Origin of the sequence: Vibrio sp. S9_S30 (genome assembly GCF_014694455.1) — a bacterium.
Lineage (GTDB): Bacteria > Pseudomonadota > Gammaproteobacteria > Enterobacterales > Vibrionaceae > Vibrio.
Genome location: NZ_JAAUWT010000007.1, coordinates 164355 through 184032 on the forward strand (window position 1 = coordinate 164355; position 19678 = coordinate 184032).

A 19678-nucleotide genomic window follows, 5' to 3' on the forward strand; every position below is an offset into this window, starting at 1 on the left:
GTTACTCGCTTTTCTCGTCACTGGCGCGCCCAGTCGTATTGTAGCTCGAATTTGCATTCTTCTGTATCCTACATGTTCTTCAAGATAAATTAAGTCGTCTCTATCAATGCAAGATAAACATGGATTACTCACTGCACCCATTCCCGCCGTGCTCAGAAACATGACCCTTCCGATGATTGCGGGTCTGATCTCGATCCTAATGTTTAACCTTGTCGATACTTTCTTTATTTCTTTGCTGGGTACTCAAGCTCTGGCGGCCATCAGCTTTACTTTTCCTGTCACTTTCGCGGTTAACTGCATCACGATGGGCATCGGTATGGGGCTATCGACCAACATCGGTCGGCTGCTTGGACAAGGCCACAATCAAGATGCGGCAAGGTTTTCTTCCCACGGTTTAATCCTGGCTGTCATTCTCGTCAGCATCGCCTCGGCAATAGGGTTGCTGGTCATCACTCCGTTGTTTTCGTTTTTAGGGGCAACGCCCGATCTGATTCCACTGATCAAAGAATATATGGTGGTCTGGTATCTAACGATCCCGATGCTAGTGATTCCTATGGCGGGAAACAGCGCCATTCGCGCAACAGGTGATACAAAAACCCCAGCAAAAATCATGATACTGGCTGGCATCATTAACGGCGTACTCGATCCACTGCTTATCTTTGGTTACGGTCCGTTTCCTGAGTTGGGCATAAAGGGCGCCGCCATCGCCAGCGCATTAAGCTACATGGGCGCTTTATGTGGATCCTTATACGTACTCATAAAAAGAGAAAAGCTGCTGGCACTTCCGCACTTTCCTTCGCTTATCCAAGATTGGCGCGCCATCTTAAAAATTGGCACACCAGCCGCCCTATCGAATGCGATGTCACCTATTTCAGGTGCAGTGCTCATGATGATATTAGCGAGCCATGGTACGGAAGCCGTTGCCGCTTATGGTGCAGCGCAACGTATTGAATCTATTTTGATTTTAGTATTAATGGCACTGACTTCTGCTTTGACCCCCTTTATGGCCCAAAATTTAGGGGCAAAAAACCCGACACGCAGTTTTAATGCCTTATTCATCTGTATGCGATTTTCGATTCTCTTTCAGCTCCTCATCTTCATTATGATGGTGCCGCTCAGCCTGCCTCTTTCTGCGCTTTTTACCCAAGAACAAAGTGTTAGAGATTTATTGTGGCATTACTTACTGGTGGTACCGTTTAGCTATGGGTTTCAAGGCATATTGATGGTACTGGTCAGTGGGCTTAATGCGCTACACAAACCCATGCATGCCTTCATGTGGAGCGCAATGCGTTTATTTATCTTCACGTTGCCTTTTGCTTATTTAGGTAGCGAGTGGTATCAAGTGGAAGGACTGTTTATGGGCATTGCGGCAGGCAACATTGTCGGCGGAACATTGGGATATTTATACGCACTCAAAATGCGCAACAAAGTGGTAGGGCTTCAAGTGCTAAGACAAAACGATAGCTCATAGAGTCCGTGACTCGTCATAATCACAGTCGCTCAATATCAAAGTAAGCCAACATCAAAGTGGAGCATCACCCAAACGAAAAACCGCTGACATTGTCAGCGGTTTCTATTCACTAAAGCGGCTGTTAATGATTAAATCAGCCTAATTGAGCATAATTAGAACAACTCTTGCGCAACTTTGAATAAATCTTTACGTACTGGGCGTTTCATGTTCTCGATACAATCAATGATGTCGTGGTGAACAAGTTCTTCTTTTTGAATACCAACACAACGACCACCATGCCCTTCTTGAAGAAGGTGAACAGCGTAGTTCCCCATGCGAGAGGCAAGAACACGGTCAAATGCCGTTGGGCGACCACCACGTTGGATGTGACCCAAGACTGTCGCACGAGTTTCACGCCCAGTGGCTGATTCAATCTCTTTCGCAAGCTGGTTGGCGTCCATCATAAGCTCTGTCAATGCGATGATAGCGTGCTTTTTGCCTTTCTTGATGCCGTCTTGAATGTTGGCAATCAACTCTTCTTTGCTCAGGCCTGTTTCTGGTGTGATGATGTATTCACAACCACCAGCAATCGCAGACATCAAGGTTAAATCACCACAATGGCGACCCATGATCTCCACGATCGAAATACGCTGATGAGAAGATGAAGTATCACGTAGGCGGTCAATCGCATCAATAACGGTGTTTAACGCGGTTAAGTAACCAATGGTGTAATCGGTACCGGCGATATCGTTATCAATCGTACCTGGCAGACCGATGCATGGGTAACCCATTTCTGTCAGCTTTTTCGCCCCCATGTAAGAGCCATCACCACCCACAACAACCAACGCATCGATGCCGTGCTCTTTCAGGTTTTCGATCGCTTTCTCACGGACTTCCACTTCTTTAAATTCTGGGAAACGAGCTGAACCTAGGAAAGTACCACCTTTATTGATCACATCAGATACACTGCAGCGATCCAATTTCTCGATACGGTTTTCGTATAGACCTAAGTAGCCGTCATAAATACCGTACACTTCTAGCCCTTCAGAAAGTGCCGTACGTACAACACCACGAACTGCTGCGTTCATGCCTGGTGCATCACCGCCACTTGTCAAAACACCGATCTTCTTAATCATGCTCACCCTCTGATATCTGGGAATCTAATCTCTAATTCTAAATGCCATTCACGGCGAAATCTTATCTTATTCACGTTATGTAACACTTTCTATTCGTACGGCATACATAACGAAATATTGAAACTTTTCTACTTATGAAAGAGTATTACAATTATGCTATTAAACTTTGTTGATTCACATCACGTTCAATAGTGGTTTATGTGGTTTGCACAAAAGATAGCTAATTATCTTCCATTTGTCTTCTTTCTTTCACGGTTCGTAATAATTAACTTCACAGCCACCATTTCTTAGTGCTTTCAACCTAAGAATTTCCTTGCTCTTGTTCGTTTAGTTTAGTTTTAGCCCAAGGCACAACAGAAATTGGATCTTGATGGATTAGGATGTCACCCTCAGGAAATCTTTCGAGTAATTTTTGTTCAACCTCATCCGAAATGCGATGTGCTTCAAGCAGCGGCATGTGATCATCTAACTCCAAATGCAGCTGGATAAAACGAACGGGACCGGACATTCGAGTCCGAATTTGATGCACACCCAGCACACCGTTCACTGAACAGGTAATTAACCGAATATCCTTTATTTCTTCGTCTGGAAGCTGCCTATCAAGCAAAGATTGCACTGCGCTATACACCATGCGAATGGCGCTAGAAAGAATGAAAACACCGATTCCAATAGCAAATACGGCATCAGCTTGCCCTATTCCATACCAACTTAACCCAAGCGCCACGATGATTGCGGCGTTCATATACAAGTCGGATTGATAATGAAGAGAGTCGGCAGCAATGGCCTGGCTACCCGTTTTTCTGACGACGTGTTTTTGAAATGCCACCAACACGCCCGTAATCAGTATGGCAAACATACTTACATACACACCGAGCTCAGGTGATTGCAGCTCATGGGGACGAAAAAACCTATCCACGCCATTTAATATAAGAAAACAAGCCGAGCCTGAAATGAACATCGCCTGTGCTAATGCCGCTAATGATTCAGCTTTCCCATGACCAAAAGAATGTTCTTTATCGGCCGGTTGAAGAGCGTAACGCACCACAATGAGATTCACGACAGAAGCCGCGATATCCAATAATGAGTCAATTAATGAGGCAAGCAAACTCACAGAGCCTGTTACCCACCAAGCCGCAACTTTGATAATCAATAGTAAGAGAGCAACCCCTGTCGCGAGCCAGGCTGCGGTAGAAACAAGTTTGGAATAATCAGATTTCATCATCGAGATAAGTGGAATAAAGGAAAAAGAGTAGATTACTAAAGTTCACTCCATCTCACGAGTGCCAAATAAAAATACACGACCCACGTACAATTCTTATATCTAGCAAACCTCTCATACGACCAAGTAAACATATGACCAAGTAGAACGGCGCATTTGCGCAGAATTTCAACGGTTCTTTGTGTCGCTTGTCCATTGGCTGGAAATGAGTTTGGAAGTGCGTTTTTGCATCCACTCTTTAATTATAGTAGTGATCATACAACGCTTGCGTTTCCCCGCTGAGCTTCATTCTTTTGAGCGCTTGCGCAAACTCATGCGCCTTGCTCTCTGAAGAGATCAGAGTCGGATAATTATCCACACTGATCGGCTGATTTTTCTTATACTTCGGGTTGGTTGTTCCCTGAAACCACTTCGACTTTAAAGAAAACCCAAGATACAGTGGAAGCACACCACCACAGCAGTTCGGATGCAATTTCAATCCATTCAACTGATGCTGTTTCAGTAAATACTCCAATGTTGATTTGTTGTAGATATAGAAGTCGCCTTTTTTATTCAAAAGAAACGTCATTGCTTGCATGGAGGTCATTTCAGGCGGCTGTTTAATGTAAATGTCGGTGATGCCTCTGGTGATGTCAGGCGCTCCTTTAGAGCGAAGCAGTACTTTCCCTTTCAGTTGTTCGAGCTGAGTGACCTCAGCCATATCTTCACGAGAAACACCAATATCTCCTCCTGGCAAACCACTTTCAATGAAGTAAACGAAAGCCGCCCTCTTTTTGGTTAAGTTGAAACCGGGATAAAAATCGATGTCGCCTCGCTTTAGAAGACTGACCACTTTGTTCTTTGGCAAACGAATAACACGGAGCTCACAGCCCACTTCCTGTGCTGCTTTTTGGTATAGATCCATGTATAACCCCGAGTTATCGGGCGCTCTTGCAATATTAGGTAAACGTTCATTGGTGCGGTAACCCATTTTCAATACACACGTTGATTCGGCTGCACCAGCAACTTGAGACATCAAGAAATATAAGCAAGCAATTATTGGTATGACTATTTTCCGCATTGTCTAATATACCCTCTAACTATCGAGCTACATTGAGCATAGTCAACAGTGGTTTTATATACAAAAAGAAAACAGCCATTAAGGTGGTTTTGTCGTCTATGTAAGCTTTATGTAATTAATCGTCTTGGTGACGCTCTGCAAACTTTTCAGCGCATTTATCGCCGCTCTCTTGCTGCAATTCTTGAAGTTTTACCTTCTGTTCTGACGTTAAGATCCCCATGGCTTTCTGCTGTTGTTTCAACATATTTACACGTTTTTCAGTTTGAGCTTCCACCATTTGCGTCGCCAGATCTCGTGCGGCATGTTCATCAAAGGTATCGGCTAATACCAATTGTTGGATGTCTTGTTGAAACGATTGCATCTTGATGTGCATGTCTTCTGACTTGCCTTTTCGATTCTTTTTCGCGTCTTCGCGCAATTGCTTGAACTGCGCCTTCTGCTCATCGGTTAAGTCGAGTTGACGAAGCACACCTTTATCCATCCCCACACCACACTTGCCGCCGTAAGCATGACCAGCTTTTTGATGGTCTTTACCGCCAAAAGCCCATGCACTTACGCCACTCAAAGCAAAAGGAAGTACCGCAGCCATCAGAACCATTTTTTTAGTGAATTTCATTGTTGTATCCTCGTTCATCATTGGAATTTATTTGTGTGTTGTGCTGCATTCGCAGCGCTTAAAGATAGAATACGAACGGGGTTGTAAAGCAACGTGAAGAAAGCGTAAATCAACGTAAAGAGTTCTGATTACACGATAAACATGAGTATCATGAAGATAGAAAACCCATAAATGAGGTGACAATGGCACATATACTATTAGTGGATGACGATACAGAATTAACCGGCTTACTCAGCGATATTCTGACTTTGGAAGGCTTCCAAATAAGCCAAGCCTGCGATGGTCAAGCGGGGCTTGAGTTAGTGGATGATAGCGTCGATTTAATTCTTCTGGATATCATGATGCCTAGGCTCAATGGCATGAAAATGCTCAAGAAGCTACGTGAAAATTGGCAGACTCCAGTGCTGATGCTCACTGCCAAAGGCGAGGAAATAGACAGAGTCATCGGGCTTGAACTGGGCGCTGACGATTACCTGCCTAAGCCATTCTCAGATCGTGAATTGATGGCACGCATTCGCGCGATTTTACGGCGAACTCAACAACCTGATGCCAAGAGCAACAAAGCTCCAGAGTGCATGACTTACCAAGACTTAAAAGTATTCCCTGGAAAACAAGAAGCCTACTGTGGAGAGGCTTTGCTCGATCTCACCACCACTGAGTTTGCCTTACTTAGCCACTTTATTGCCCACCCAGGTGAAACCCTCACCAAAGAGATGCTCAGTTTAGATGTATTAGGGAAGCGCTTAGCACCGTTTGACCGTGCTGTGGATATGCACGTATCGAACCTGCGCAAAAAAATGCCTTTGCTTAGTGACAACAAACCTCGCATTAAAACCTTACACGGTCGTGGGTACATGTTGGTAGAGGCGGGATAATGCGGTTTCCTCTTTTCTCTAGCTTATATGGGCGAATTTTTGCCATTTTCTGGCTGACCATGTTATTGGTATTGATCGCGGTGTTGATCTTACCTTTTCTTGATCCACGCCAACCTCATGATATCCCAAAGGATCATCTTGACCGCATTACGCAATCCGTCATCAAGCTAGAAGAAAGATACACTAACCACCCGAACATTCAGGAAGTCGCAAGAAAACTTGCCGATAGAGGGAAACATCATGAAAATCGCCCTGTAACTTACCTGACCGATTTGGAAGGAAATTTGATTACCCGAGAACGTGGTCCGATTCGTAAAGCGATGCAAAACTACATCACTGAACTGGATTTAACTCAGATACGACCTCAACAAAAATTATACGGTCGTATGATGGTGGCAGGTCCGTTCCCCGTCAAAATTGCGAATCAAAATGTGTTGCTTTTCAATGCCATGAAGTGGAATCAAACGCCCCCCTTCTTACTCCAACTGTTCGACAAGCCCTTTCAGCTGCTTTTTGCTGTCATGGTTGCCAGTACTCCTCTTCTACTGTGGCTAGCTTGGGCACTGAGTCAGCCAGCTCGGCGTTTAGAGAAAGCCGCTAAGCGAGTCGCAAAAGGAGAATTTGTGGCCGATCCCGATTTGGAAAAAGGCACCCGAGAGTTTCAACAAGCGGGAACCAGTTTCAACCAAATGGTATTGGCTGTCGATCAAATGATCACCGGGCAACAACGGTTGCTGTCGGACATTTCTCACGAGCTTCGTTCGCCGCTTACTCGCCTAAGAATGGCCAATGCGCTCGCTACCCGAAAACAAGGGGAAAGTGACGAACTTAAGCGCATTGATACCGAAGCCGAACGATTAGAGCAGATGATCAGCGAACTCTTGGAACTGTCACGTATGCAGGTGCACAGCCACGAAAATAGAGAGCGCCTTTCTGTTGTTGATCTGTGGGAAGAGATATTAAAAGACGCGCAATTTGAAGCCGAACAAAAAGGCAAAGTACTGCGTTATGGTTCTTTCCATGATGGATCCATGCGCGATAGCTCCTTACCTAACACCTACATTTACGGTAATCCAAACTTGTTAATGAGTGCGGTGGAAAACATCGTTCGAAACGCCATTCACTATGGCAACCAGAACATACAAGTATCGATGGTGCTGAATGGCAGTGAACTACAGATTGATGTCGATGATGATGGTAACGGTGTGCCACAAGAAGAACTGGAAGACATTTTCCGACCTTTCTACCGAGTGTCGACGGCAAGAGATAGGCACTCTGGAGGCGCAGGTTTAGGTTTGGCGATCACAGAGAGTGCGATTCGGCAGCATAATGGAACCATAACCGCACAACCCAGCCATCTTGGAGGGTTGAAAGTACGCATTGCACTGCCCATCAGTGAACAGGCTTAAGCCCTCCCAAAATGGCTTGATATGCCTTTTCGGTATATACCCCTACTATTCACAAGTTGATAACGATAACAATTATCATTACATTATTACGTAACAATAAGGAGAGTAATAATGTCACACACCTTCCCAGAACTACCGTACGCATACAACGCACTGGAACCGTACATCGATGCAAAAACAATGGAAGTACACTACAGCAAGCACCACCGTACGTACTTTGATAAATTCACGGCAGCAATCAAAGGTTCTGATCTAGAGAACCAATCTCTAGAAACCATTTTTGATTCTATCTCAAGCCAGGCACCCGCTGTTCGCAATAACGGTGGCGGTTTCTACAACCACGTTGTGTACTGGAACTGCATGGCGCCTAACGCGGGAGGCGAACCACAAGGCGATCTAGGCAAAGCGATCACTGACACATTCGGCAGCTTTGATGCGTTCAAAGAGCAATTCGCTCAAGCCGCAATCAACACCTTTGGTTCAGGCTTTGCTTGGTTGATCGTAAAAGATGGCAAGTTGGTCATCACCTCAACCAGCAACCAAGACAACCCACTAATGGATGTTGCAGCAGACCGCGGTGAACCTATTCTCGCGCTAGACGTATGGGAACACGCATACTACATCAGTTACCAAAACCGTCGCCCTGAGTACATTGATGCTTGGTGGAACGTAGTAAGCTGGGATGCCGTTGCACAAAACTACGCCGCCGCTCTCGCAAAATAACCTGAACTTAAGTTAAGGCGACATAACGCCTTATGTACCCAAGTAACCATTGAAAGAGTAAGTGCCTTGCTTGCTCTTTTTTCTTCCTCCATAATGCCCTTCACTCCACTCACTCAAAAGATTTGTCATGCTGGATATCGTTTTATTTGAGCCTGAAATTGCCCCAAATACAGGAAACATCATTCGCTTATCGGCCAACTGTGGCTCAAACCTTCATCTGATTGAACCATTAGGGTTTGACTTTGAGGAGAAGAAAGTAAGACGTGCTGGTTTGGATTACCACGATCTCGCCCGTGTAAAGCGCCATAAGAATATGGACGCCTTCATCGAATACATGGAAGCGCGCGGTGAAGACTACCGACTCTTTGCGTGCACCACGAAAACCACTGGGCACCATGTAGACGCAACCTTCAAAGAGGGTGACGTGCTGATCTTTGGTCCAGAATCGCGTGGGCTCCCAGCAGACTTCATCGAAAGCCTTCCAATGGAACAGCGAATCCGAATTCCTATGATGCCAGACAGTCGCAGCCTGAACTTGTCTAACGCGGTAGCCATCATTGCCTTTGAAGCATGGCGTCAGCTTGGATTTGAAGGCGCCTTATAAGTTGCACCATCTCTGAAATATAAAAAAAGATGAAGGCGATGACCTTCATCTTTCTTGTTGCTCATCTTCAATGAGTTCTCAACCAGACAGTTTGCGCTTAGTTTAAACGATTTCGATCGTCGTCATCCTTGCGCTCGTATTCACCTTCAAACGTATTTCCCTGAGACGAATCACCACGCTGGAAAGGATCTTGCCCAAATGGGTTCTGTTGATGGAAGCCCCCTTGAGCGTGAAACCCCCCACCATTTCCGAAGTTCTGAATCTTTACTTTACTCATCAATTGCTTGGCAATAAGTGCTCGCGGTGCCGGTAACAACACCAGCATACCTAGCGCATCGGTCATAAACCCAGGCGTAAGAAGAAGTACCCCTGCGACCGCCAACATGACGCCTTCCACAATCTGCTGCGCAGGCAATTCACCTTGCTGAAGCCGAGTTTGAACGGACATCAATGTTTGCAACCCTTGGCTACGCACCAATGTCGCGCCGACAAATGCCGTCAGCAAAACCAAACCGATGGTCGTCCAAAAACCCAAAAAGCCGCCCACTTGAATAAACAAGGCTATCTCAATGATTGGCACGGCGATAAAAAGCAGTAAAAGTATCGGAAACACAAGTCCTCCTGTAGCAATGACAACCAGTGTATTGCTTTGCCAAACAAACAACAATTGCTTACCTCAAACTTATCCAACGATCCCGGCTAACTTCTGTAAGAAATGTTGACAACTCAAAGGTTCAAAAGGTGATCAGGCGGCTGTTTTTATGCCGCCAATTCGATAATATGGGCACAACATCAGGACCGATTTACAGCCGTTTACTCTGATGAATGGATTCTTAAAAACAGACGTGGCTAATTCAATATCAATACTTACAATAAAAGCCTAAGGATCCTGTTATGACTAAGACGATCGAACTTAATCACACCTCATCTCATACTGCGACTCGCATTGAAGAAGATCTCCTCGGTCAACGTCACGTTCCCGCCGACGCTTACTACGGCATTCACACACTAAGAGCCATCGAGAACTTTAACATTTCCAGTGCCACCATTTCTGATGTACCCGAATTTGTACGCGGCATGGTGATGACGAAAAAAGCCGCCGCATTAGCGAATAAAGAGCTCGGTGTCATTCCGTCTGAGGTAGCCAACCCCATTATTCAAGCTTGCGATGTCATTTTAGAAACGGGCAAGTGCATGGATCAGTTCCCCTCCGATGTATTTCAAGGGGGGGCAGGCACCTCCGTTAACATGAACGCTAATGAAGTCATCGCCAATCTTGCACTGGAATTGATGGGCAAAGAAAAAGGGCAGTACGAATTCATTCATCCAAACGATCACGTCAACAAAAGTCAGTCAACCAACTGCGCGTACCCAACGGGGTTTCGCATCGCTGTGTACAACAGCGTGAGCAGGCTAATAGACGCCATCGAGTACCTAAAAGGGGCATTTGATCTGAAAAGCCAAGCGTTCAATGGCATCCTCAAAATGGGCAGAACTCAACTGCAAGACGCCGTACCAATGACAGTGGGTCAAGAGTTCCACGCATGGTCGGTGACCTTAAATGAAGAAATTCGTAACCTAGAGTACACCTCCAAGCTGCTATTAGAAGTCAACATTGGCGCAACAGCCATCGGCACTGGGTTAAACGCCGCGGAAGGTTATCAAGCATCTGCGATCAAACACTTAGCGCAAGTAACGGGGCTCGACTGTGTTCCAGCGGAAGATTTAATCGAAGCCACCTCAGACTGTGGCGCGTATGTGATGATACATGGTGCGTTGAAACGCCTCGCCGTGAAGCTCTCGAAAATATGTAATGACTTACGACTGTTGTCTTCAGGTCCACGAGCGGGCCTCAACGAACTGAACCTACCCGAACTGCAAGCAGGTTCGTCCATTATGCCTGCCAAGGTGAATCCAGTGGTGCCTGAAGTCGTTAACCAAGTGTGTTTCAAAGTGATCGGTAACGACAACACCATCTCTTTTGCCGCAGAAGGCGGACAATTACAGCTGAATGTCATGGAACCGGTTATCGCTCAAAGCATGTTTGAATCTTTGGAAATCCTCACCAATGCGTGCGTTAACCTGCGCGACAAGTGCATCGACGGCATTACTGTCAACAAAGACGTTTGCGAAAGCCATGTGTACAACTCGATTGGGATTGTTACATACCTCAACCCATACATCGGTCACCATGAAGGCGATATCGTAGGAAAGATCTGCGCTGAAACAGGAAAAAGCGTCAGAGATGTGGTGCGAGAAAGAGGCTTGCTAACAGAAGAAGAATTGGACGATATCTTCTCAGTGGAAAACCTCATGCACCCTAAGTACAAAGCCAAACGATTTAACTGAATGTTTAACTAAATGAATGGGACCAATGGTCTCATTTTATTTTGCTGCCCATTTAGTTTGCTGACAGCAGCGCCAACTGGCAAAAGTTTGTCTCACATCAGCCCTAAGTTATCGAGCCATCTGCTATAGTCTGCGCCGTTTTCAGCATTAGATAATTTTTCATGCTGGTTTTTAGCCTTCCTTTTTCAGCAAAAGGGGGATTTCCATTTGGAATGTAAGATAAGGTGCGACGTATGATCATGGTCGAATTGTTAGTAGTCCTGCTCTTTATTTATTTAGGAGCAAGAATTGGAGGCATCGGCATTGGCTTTGCGGGTGGTACGGGTGTCGTTGCGTTAACCATGGGGCTGGGTGTCCCAGCGGGCAATATTCCTGTCGATGTTATATTGATTATTGCATCGGTCATTACAGCGATTGCGGCCATGCAAGTGGCAGGTGGCATGGACTGGCTGGTCGATATGGCAGAGCAGTTTCTTAGAAAGAACCCAAAACACATTACCTTTTATGCCCCAGTGGTGACCTACCTAATGACCCTGTTAGCCGGAACGGGGCATACCGCTTTCTCCACACTCCCTGTGATTGCAGAAGTGGCCAAAGAGCAAGGTGTACGCCCATCACGCCCACTTTCCATCGCTGTTGTCGCCTCTCAAATCGCCATTACCGCTTCGCCTATTTCAGCGGCGGTGGTGTTTTTCTCTGGCATTCTAGAACCACTGGGCGTGGACTACCTAACATTGCTCGCGGTGTGTATCCCAACGACGTTCGTTGCCTGCATGGTGGGCGCATTTGTGTCTAACTTCTTAGGCTGCGATCTGAAAGAGGAGCCTATTTATCAAGATCGCTTGGCGAAAGGGCTGATCAAAATGCAAGGTTCGAAGAAGCGTGAAATCTTGCCTACGGCAAAAACCTCCGTCTCTATCTTCGTTGTGGCCATCATCGCTGTTGTCGCCTACGCCACCATGATTTCAAACACTATCGGTTTAATTGAGAACCCAGCGATTGGTCGAAACCAAGCCATTATGGCGTTAATGTTGACCGCGGCCACAGCCATTGTGATGATCACCAACATCGATGCTTCAAACATTGCCAACGCCGCAACGTTTAAATCCGGCATGAGCGCATGCGTTTGTGTGCTGGGTGTGGCTTGGCTTGGTGATACCTTCGTCTCAAGTCACATCGACCAAATCAAAGATCTGTCGGCTCACATTCTTGAGCAATACCCATGGATGCTGGCCATTACCCTATTCTTTGCATCGATGTTGCTGTACTCGCAAGGCGCAACCACTACAGCATTGATGCCCGCCGCATTGGCGATTGGCGTTGCACCATTAACCGCGGTGGCTTCGTTTGCTGCGGTCAGCGCTTTGTTCGTACTGCCAACCTACCCAACGCTATTGGCCGCAGTCGAAATGGATGACACCGGATCCACTCGAATTGGGCAATGGGTGTTCAATCACCCTTTCTTCATTCCTGGGGTAGTCACCATTGCCACCGCTGTTGCTTTAGGCTTTGCCTTGGGGGGTATGATTATTTAATCATGAACTAAATTTGGAAAGGAGCGCACTGCGCTCCTTTTTTTCTATCGCTAAACACTGATATGATGAAACTTATTGTGCCTCTATCAGGTCTGATAAGGTATTCATTTTTTGACAAGTAACGTAATGAAAACTCTGCGATCATTTTTATATTGGCTGATATTGAGTGTGTGGTTGACCGCTCCAGCGTATGCTGAATTGTTTTCGAACAATGCTCAAAAGTTTACGCCCAGCTTTGAAAGCTCCCCAAATCAATTCGTCCCCGTAGACGAAGCCTTCCCATTTAACTTTTTCCAAGACAATGATCGTATCCGCCTTGAGTGGAAGGTCAAAGATGAATACTACCTATATCAAGAGCGTATTTCGGTTTCCGCTAAGGGGGCAGAAATAGGTTCGATTGAAATGCGAGACGGTCAACCGTACAAAGATGAATTTTTCGGCGATGTCAACATCTATGTCTCTCCGCTCACCGTTACCGTACCGCTGATATCCGCATCGGAAAACGCAATACTGGAAGTCCGCTATCAAGGTTGTGCCAAAGCAGGATTCTGTTACCCACCTGAGATTCGCACGGTTCCCATTTCAGCGTTGACTTCCACTGGTGGATCGGCCCCGACTGCCGCAGAAACAACACCTCGCGATAACCCAACGATTTCGCAATCACAAGAATCGGGCTTTGCAGACAAATTAGCCAACAGCTGGTGGACACCATTGCTGTTCTTTGCTTTGGGTGTGGGGTTAGCGTTTACACCCTGTGTTCTGCCGATGTACCCCATTCTGACCAGTATTGTCTTAGGTGGCGGTCAAATCTCTCAAAAGCGTGCGCTTGGTTTGTCGTTTGTGTACGTTCAAGGGATGGCACTCACCTATACGATTCTGGGCTTGGTCGTTGCGTCTGCTGGGCTTCAATTCCAAGCCGCCATGCAGCACCCCTATGTTCTGATTGGTTTGAGTGTGCTGTTTATCGCTCTGTCCGCGTCCATGTTTGGAGCCTACACTCTTCAATTACCAAGCGGCATTCAAACTTGGCTCAATAACCTCAGCAACAAGCAACAAGGTGGCAGCAACGCCGGCGTGTTTGCCATGGGGGCAATTTCGGGTTTAGTGTGCTCACCTTGTACCACCGCTCCGCTGTCTGGTGCGCTTTTGTATGTTGCTCAGAGCGGCGACATGCTCACAGGTGGCGTCGCTTTGTATGCCTTAGCCTTAGGAATGGGCATTCCGCTTATTGCGGTCGCCGTTTTCGGTAACAAGCTTCTGCCAAGAGCGGGAGGGTGGATGGATCGCATTAAAGTGATGTTCGGATTCATTTTGCTTGCCGCGCCCATTTTCCTCCTCGAACGTATTCTGCCAGAGCTCTGGACTCAGATTATGTGGTCGCTGCTCGGGTTAGCCGCATTTGGCTGGCTTTACCACGTGAAAAACAGCTTGCCCTTTGGGGGTTGGAAGCAAAGCGCAGTCGGTATTATTGCCATGTTGGGGATTGTCGCGTCTGCGCAACCTATTGTCGCTCAGTGGTGGAACCCATCTTCCGTTGCCCAAGCTGAGCCAACCGTAGCGTTCAAACGCATCAAAAACCTGACAGAGCTTCAAACTGAGCTGGAAGCGGCTAAACAGGCAGGGAAACCCGTGATGTTGGATTTCTACGCCGACTGGTGTGTCGCGTGTAAAGAATTTGAAAAATACACCTTTCACACCCCAGAAGTCGAAGCCAAACTGAAAGGCTACGTATTACTTCAAGCCGATGTGACGAAAAGCCTACCCGAAGACATTCAATTACTGCAAAAACTCGAAGTATTGGGCTTACCGACCATTGAGTTTTGGGATGCCAATGGGGAATATTTGCCCAATGCGCGCCTCACCGGCTTTATGCCTGCCGAGCCATTTCTTGCGCACCTAAACGCATTGTAAGCACGGCGATAAAAAGAACACTTCAATGTGGGCCCTATTTTCGGGCTCACATTTTTTTGTTTCATTTCTGTTAAAAGCTCAAATTTTCAACATAATAATCCCAATGGTGTAACTGAGTTTTTTATCATGAAGCGGATTATTTGCACATTGTGCTTAAGCGTTGGGTGGCTGTTTTTCCCGTGGGCAATGGCCAACAATTTAGCCGCAGCTAACAATATAGCCAAGACCAACACCATCGCTGCGGCAGACAATATAACTGTGACAGACAATATAACTGTGGCAGACAATATAGCTGTGACCACCATCACCGCGACCGACAAGATTCGTTCCAACGACATCGTGGTGCTCACATCATTCCCGGAAAGCTTTTACTCTCCGATTCGAGAGGCATTTAAGGCAAAATACCCCGACATTCGCCTTCGCTTTATCAACAAAAAAACACCCGCACTAATGGCGCACCTAGAACAGCGTCGAAACCCAAATGCCGACCTCATTTGGCTCAGTTCACCCGATGCGATGGCTCAGCTGGCCATGGCGGGTTTTATCCAGCAAAGCCATACCTTTGCGTGGTCGCAGTTTGGCTTTTTTTGGAATACCGAGCGGCTTGAACAGATCAATCTCCCCACTCCCACCAGCTGGGAAGTGATCACCTCTGACAGTTTCCAATATCAGGTGGCCATGAGCGCGCCTTCTCGTTCCGGCACGAATCATCTGGTTATCGAGCTCATCTTGCAGCAATACGGCTGGAAAGAAGGGTGGAAACTGCTGCTAAAGCTTGGGGGAAACCTAAGCACCATTACTGCGCGCAGTTTTGGCGTGCGTGAAGGCATTTTAAGGCAACGCTTTACTGTTGCCCCTGTGGTCGATTTTTTCTATCGCAGCGCGTTGGCCAACCAAGCACCTGTTGGGTTCTATCCCTTCCCCAACTCACCACTGATTCCGGCACAAATCGGCATCATCAAACAGTCACCGTCTAACCCAACACGCCATATTTTTGTCGATTTCATCTTGTCTGATGAGGGGCAAGCTTTACTTAGTCAACCCAACATCAATCGCATTCCTTTTAAGATCGGGGTCGAAATGGCGCAAAAAAGTGGTACTTCAGCCTTCAACAGCGAGCTTTCAGCGCGCCGTTACCACACTGTAAACGCCCTTTTCGACCAATGGATCACCGGCCGACTGGATGCGTTACATCGATTTTGGACGATGTGGAATCACCTCCAGCAATACCCTCTCACTTCATCGCAACAACAAACGCTAAACGAAACGTGGGCATCGATTAGCCAGATTCCGGTTGAAGAAGGTGTCGCCTCTGATCCGACTCTCAATCAGAAGCTGAGTAGCGTACACCGTTACGAAGACTTTTATCAGAGAATAACGGAGCAATGGCAATCACAAATGAATGCTGAACTTGAGGCCGCCATCGCCGAATTGGAGCAGCTTTCTCGTGAGGTTTCACCATGAAAAAACGACACAGTATCGCGCTCAGAATTTTTGCTCTGTTTATGGCACTGGGTTGCCTTGCCATTGTGATGGTCGTCTCTAACGTCGTCACACTTCAACACCTCGCCACCTCCTCAGAAACGTGGGGGCAAAAACAACTCCCCATCATGGTTGCCGCAGCCAAGTTTGCGGAATTGGGGGGGCAGATCACGACAGACGCCACTAATTTGGCATTGGCAAAATCCACCAGTGCGCTACAAGAGGCCAATCAGAGTTTACAAAATACGCTACCCAAGCTGAACAGTTTAGACCCGCAAAAGCTGTCTCCAAAACATCATCAAGAAATGCAACGGCTTGCGGCTGAGCTCAAAGAAAACATCCAAAAAATCTACGCCAATACGGAACAAAAATTACTGATTCAAGAACGCCAGCAACAACTGCGGCAACAGCTCTACTGGACACAAATTGATTTTGTCGATGAAGCCATCCCACTCACAGAAGAAAGCCAGTTCAATCTCGGGCTATTGATGGACAAGCTAGAGAAAAGTCAGGTGTTATCTCAGTCGGAATTTGCGTCGCTACGCTTTGAGAGCAACAGCCAGAGCCAGCTTTTGAAGTTGGAAGCCGATGTGAACTTAGTGCTTGATCTGCTGCAACGTGTTTCTCTGTTTTCAAGCCAAACCGATATACTGGCAGCGCAAAGCATGATCGATGAAACCATGGTGACCATTCATCAACAGATCCGCGCCCTAAAGCCGCTCCCTAGCACCGTAACCATTCGTCAGATCGCGTCGCAGCTCAATGACCATGTGACGGGGAACAATACCCCCATTCAGCGAGCATTGAGAGTCTTGTCCCTCGATGAAGGTAACCAAGAACTGCTGGCTCAAAATCAGGCACTGATTCAAAGCATTCGCCAGTTTATCTCTGAAGCCGTGCGCGAAGCCGAAGTGCAGGCAACTGACACCGCGAACAGTATTACCCATATTGTGAATACCAGCCGAACACAGCTCAATATCACCATTGGCATCATTGCCATACTGACGGTATTTGTCGCTTTGTATCTTAGAAATCAGCTCCTCAATCGGTTGGCAACCGTGCTTCGCAGCATGAGGCATTTGGCGCAAGGAGAATTGCAAACGCCCTTACAAATCGCCGGACAAGATGAGGTGGCGTCATTAGCGCACGCCACCAATGTCTTCAACCAAACCGCGAAACAGCTCCGGCAACGCACCAGTGCACTGGAAGAGAAAAACCACCAGCTATTGGATGAGATAGAACAGCGCCAGCAAGCCGAAAACAACTTAAAAGAAACGCAAGAAGAGCTGGTTCAAGCCGCCAAACTGGCGGTACTCGGGCAACTGACCTCCGGTATCGTGCATGAATTTAGTCAGCCTCTAGCGGCCATCCGTTCGAATAGTTACCTCGCGTCGCAATACCTCAACAAACAGCAATTCGAACAAGCTCAAGAAAAGCTAGAACGCATTGATCGAATTACCGACAGAACAACAAAACTCTGCCAACACCTTAAGTCTTTTGCCCGCAAAACCGATGATGTAACTCAAAGAACCTACGTACATAAAGCCGTTATCAACGCCATCGATTTATTCACAGACAGCCTGCCAGAGGATTGGATAACCATCGACATTTCAACCGAATTATGCGTTCGCGCCAACGAAATACGACTGGAACAAGTTTTGGTCAACGCCATCAGCAACAGCTTAGATGCCATTCAACAACGGCTGAACGATGATGAATTTCATCCCACCCTTTCCATTACAGCCCATCCCTCGACCGACTGGGTTAACCTGTGTATTACCGATAATGGGTGCGGTATGACTCAAGAACAAATCGAACAAATCTTTGAACCTTTCTTCACCACAAAAGAAGTGGGAAAGGGCTTAGGACTTGGGATGTCGATAACACATAACATCATTCAAGATTTCGGCGGCACCATCTTTGTGCAGTCGGAAATAAATAAGGGAACGGAGGTCATGGTATGTCTCAAACCCATGTAATACTGGTGGAAGACGATAAAGAACTCAGAGAAAGCCTGAGTGAAATTCTAGAAATGAACGGCATGACCGTCACTGCCTTTGCTTCTGCCGACAAGGCGCTCCCCTGTATTCAATATAATGCCAATAGCATTGTTGTTTCAGACATCAGAATGCCCAACATGAATGGCATGACATTCTTACAACACTTACAACAGCTCGATTCAGAATTGCCTGTCATTCTGATTTCGGGTCATGCGGACATCGAAACCGCCTTGCAATGCATTAAACAAGGTGCCTTTGATTTTGTCGAAAAACCTCTCCGGCCAGAGCACCTTATCGAGCTGACAACCAAAGCCATTCAGCATCGCGCCCTCACACTAGAAAACCGACGGCTGAAACAAAGAAACCCTCGTAGCATCACATTGGACGAACTGCTCATCGGCGAATCCGATTCTATGCAAAAACTCAAAAGCCGCTTAATGACGCTTGCCAATGCCGACGTCAATATTGTGATCAACGGAGAAACAGGCACTGGCAAAGAAAAAATCGCCCGTACCTTACACAGCCAATCTAGGCGCAGTGCCAAACCTTTTGTCGCCATTAACTGCGGTGCCATGCCAGAAAACCTCATTGAATCCGAGTTGTTTGGCCATGAAGCGGGCAGCTTTACGGGAGCCAGTAAGAAGCGAATCGGCAAAATTGAGTACGCCTCTGGCGGCACGTTATTTTTGGATGAAATTGAAAGTATGCCACTATCCGCCCAAATCCGTTTACTTCGCGTCATTCAAGAAGGCGAATTAGAGCGGGTGGGCAGTAATCAAATCGTTAAGGTCGATTTAAAAGTTCTCTCCGCCTCAAAAGATGATTTGTTCAACCTATCGCAGCGAGGCGACTTTCGGCAAGACTTGTATTACCGCCTTAACGTTGCGACCTTAGACATTCCACCACTGAGGGAGCGGAAAGCCGACATTCCAATGTTACTTGGGCATTTCATTCATGATGCAGAAAAACGCCTAGGGCAGAAAGCCCCCCCTCTGACCCCTTTGCACTTTCAGCACCTAATGTCCCACGATTGGCCAGGTAATGTGCGAGAGCTAATGAACGAAACGGATCGCATTGTTTTGGGTATATCCGATCTGATCGTCACCAGTAACCATCAAGAGTGCCACAGCTTGGCACACCAGATGACGCAATTTGAATTTTCCGTCCTTCACCATACGTTGATTCAATTTGATGGGCATATTGGAGCGACAGCGGAACATTTGGATATTCCACGCAAAAATCTGTACTTAAGAATGAAGAAGTTAGGACTGAAGAAAGAAGATTATGTTTTACCCGAAGAGTAGGTCAT

16 protein-coding genes are annotated in these 19678 nt (G+C 46.7%); 11 read left to right on the forward strand and 5 right to left on the reverse strand.

Annotated features, from left to right (window positions below; all coding sequences use genetic code 11):
* The first annotated feature begins 106 nt into the window (after nucleotides 1-106).
* Nucleotides 107-1471, forward strand: a complete 1365-nt coding sequence (locus tag HC752_RS10705) for an MATE family efflux transporter (RefSeq protein ID WP_190335113.1) — start codon at nucleotides 107-109, stop codon at nucleotides 1469-1471.
* A gap of 152 nt (nucleotides 1472-1623) precedes the next feature.
* Here the strand turns inward: HC752_RS10705 and pfkA are convergent, their stop codons facing one another.
* The 4 genes from pfkA to HC752_RS10725 form a co-directional block, all read right to left on the reverse strand.
* Nucleotides 1624-2586: a 6-phosphofructokinase gene (gene pfkA, locus HC752_RS10710; RefSeq protein WP_190335114.1), complete on the reverse strand. Its 963-nt coding sequence runs from the start codon at nucleotides 2584-2586 to the stop codon at nucleotides 1624-1626.
* Between the two features lie 301 nt (nucleotides 2587-2887).
* Nucleotides 2888-3805: a CDF family cation-efflux transporter FieF gene (fieF, locus tag HC752_RS10715; RefSeq protein ID WP_190335181.1), complete on the reverse strand. Its 918-nt coding sequence runs from the start codon at nucleotides 3803-3805 to the stop codon at nucleotides 2888-2890.
* Between the two features lie 238 nt (nucleotides 3806-4043).
* On the reverse strand, nucleotides 4044-4865 hold the full coding sequence (locus tag HC752_RS10720; RefSeq protein ID WP_238930491.1) for a substrate-binding periplasmic protein: 822 nt from the start codon (nucleotides 4863-4865) through the stop codon (nucleotides 4044-4046).
* Between the two features lie 115 nt (nucleotides 4866-4980).
* Nucleotides 4981-5481 carry a CpxP family protein gene (locus tag HC752_RS10725; RefSeq protein WP_190335115.1) on the reverse strand — a complete coding sequence of 167 codons (501 nt, stop codon included), beginning with the start codon at nucleotides 5479-5481 and terminating at the stop codon, nucleotides 4981-4983.
* A 182-nt stretch (nucleotides 5482-5663) separates the two neighbouring features.
* Between HC752_RS10725 and HC752_RS10730 the strand changes: the two genes are divergently transcribed.
* The 4 genes from HC752_RS10730 (at nucleotide 5664) to HC752_RS10745 (ending at nucleotide 9092) form a co-directional block, all read left to right on the forward strand.
* Nucleotides 5664-6356 (forward strand): response regulator, encoded by a 693-nt coding sequence (locus tag HC752_RS10730; RefSeq protein ID WP_190335116.1) that lies wholly within the window; start codon nucleotides 5664-5666, stop codon nucleotides 6354-6356.
* Nucleotides 6356-7765, forward strand: coding sequence for an envelope stress sensor histidine kinase CpxA (cpxA, locus tag HC752_RS10735; RefSeq protein WP_190335117.1), 1410 nt, complete (start codon nucleotides 6356-6358; stop codon nucleotides 7763-7765). The genes HC752_RS10730 and cpxA overlap by 1 nt, the downstream gene beginning before the upstream one ends.
* 111 nt (nucleotides 7766-7876) lie before the next feature.
* Nucleotides 7877-8488 (forward strand): superoxide dismutase, encoded by a 612-nt coding sequence (locus HC752_RS10740; RefSeq protein ID WP_190335118.1) that lies wholly within the window; start codon nucleotides 7877-7879, stop codon nucleotides 8486-8488.
* A 127-nt stretch (nucleotides 8489-8615) separates the two neighbouring features.
* Nucleotides 8616-9092: a tRNA (cytidine(34)-2'-O)-methyltransferase gene (locus HC752_RS10745; RefSeq protein WP_190335119.1), complete on the forward strand. Its 477-nt coding sequence runs from the start codon at nucleotides 8616-8618 to the stop codon at nucleotides 9090-9092.
* 97 nt (nucleotides 9093-9189) lie between these two features.
* On the opposite strand, the gene HC752_RS10750 is transcribed toward HC752_RS10745, so the two are convergent.
* Entirely contained in the window at nucleotides 9190-9705 is a 516-nt protein-coding gene (locus HC752_RS10750; protein ID WP_190335120.1) for an FxsA family protein, read from the reverse strand.
* Nucleotides 9706-9986: 281 nt separating this feature from the next.
* Here HC752_RS10750 and aspA point away from each other — a divergent pair, with 281 nt between their 5' ends.
* From aspA to HC752_RS10780, 6 genes are all read left to right on the forward strand, one after another.
* Nucleotides 9987-11441, forward strand: a complete 1455-nt coding sequence (aspA, locus tag HC752_RS10755) for an aspartate ammonia-lyase (RefSeq protein ID WP_190335121.1) — start codon at nucleotides 9987-9989, stop codon at nucleotides 11439-11441.
* Between the two features lie 233 nt (nucleotides 11442-11674).
* Complete coding sequence (locus HC752_RS10760; RefSeq protein WP_190335122.1) at nucleotides 11675-12976, forward strand: anaerobic C4-dicarboxylate transporter; 1302 nt, start codon at nucleotides 11675-11677, stop codon at nucleotides 12974-12976.
* A 135-nt stretch (nucleotides 12977-13111) separates the two neighbouring features.
* Complete coding sequence (locus HC752_RS10765) at nucleotides 13112-14887, forward strand: protein-disulfide reductase DsbD (RefSeq protein WP_274602123.1); 1776 nt, start codon at nucleotides 13112-13114, stop codon at nucleotides 14885-14887.
* 126 nt (nucleotides 14888-15013) lie between these two features.
* A complete protein-coding gene (locus HC752_RS10770) occupies nucleotides 15014-16351 on the forward strand; it encodes an ABC transporter substrate-binding protein (RefSeq protein ID WP_238930492.1) in 1338 nt (445 codons plus the stop codon).
* Nucleotides 16348-18348 (forward strand): ATP-binding protein, encoded by a 2001-nt coding sequence (locus HC752_RS10775; protein WP_190335124.1) that lies wholly within the window; start codon nucleotides 16348-16350, stop codon nucleotides 18346-18348. Before HC752_RS10770 ends, HC752_RS10775 begins: the two co-directional genes overlap by 4 nt.
* Nucleotides 18330-19673 carry a sigma-54-dependent transcriptional regulator gene (locus HC752_RS10780; RefSeq protein WP_190335125.1) on the forward strand — a complete coding sequence of 448 codons (1344 nt, stop codon included), beginning with the start codon at nucleotides 18330-18332 and terminating at the stop codon, nucleotides 19671-19673. The genes HC752_RS10775 and HC752_RS10780 overlap by 19 nt, the downstream gene beginning before the upstream one ends.
* The last annotated feature ends 5 nt before the right edge of the window (nucleotides 19674-19678 follow it).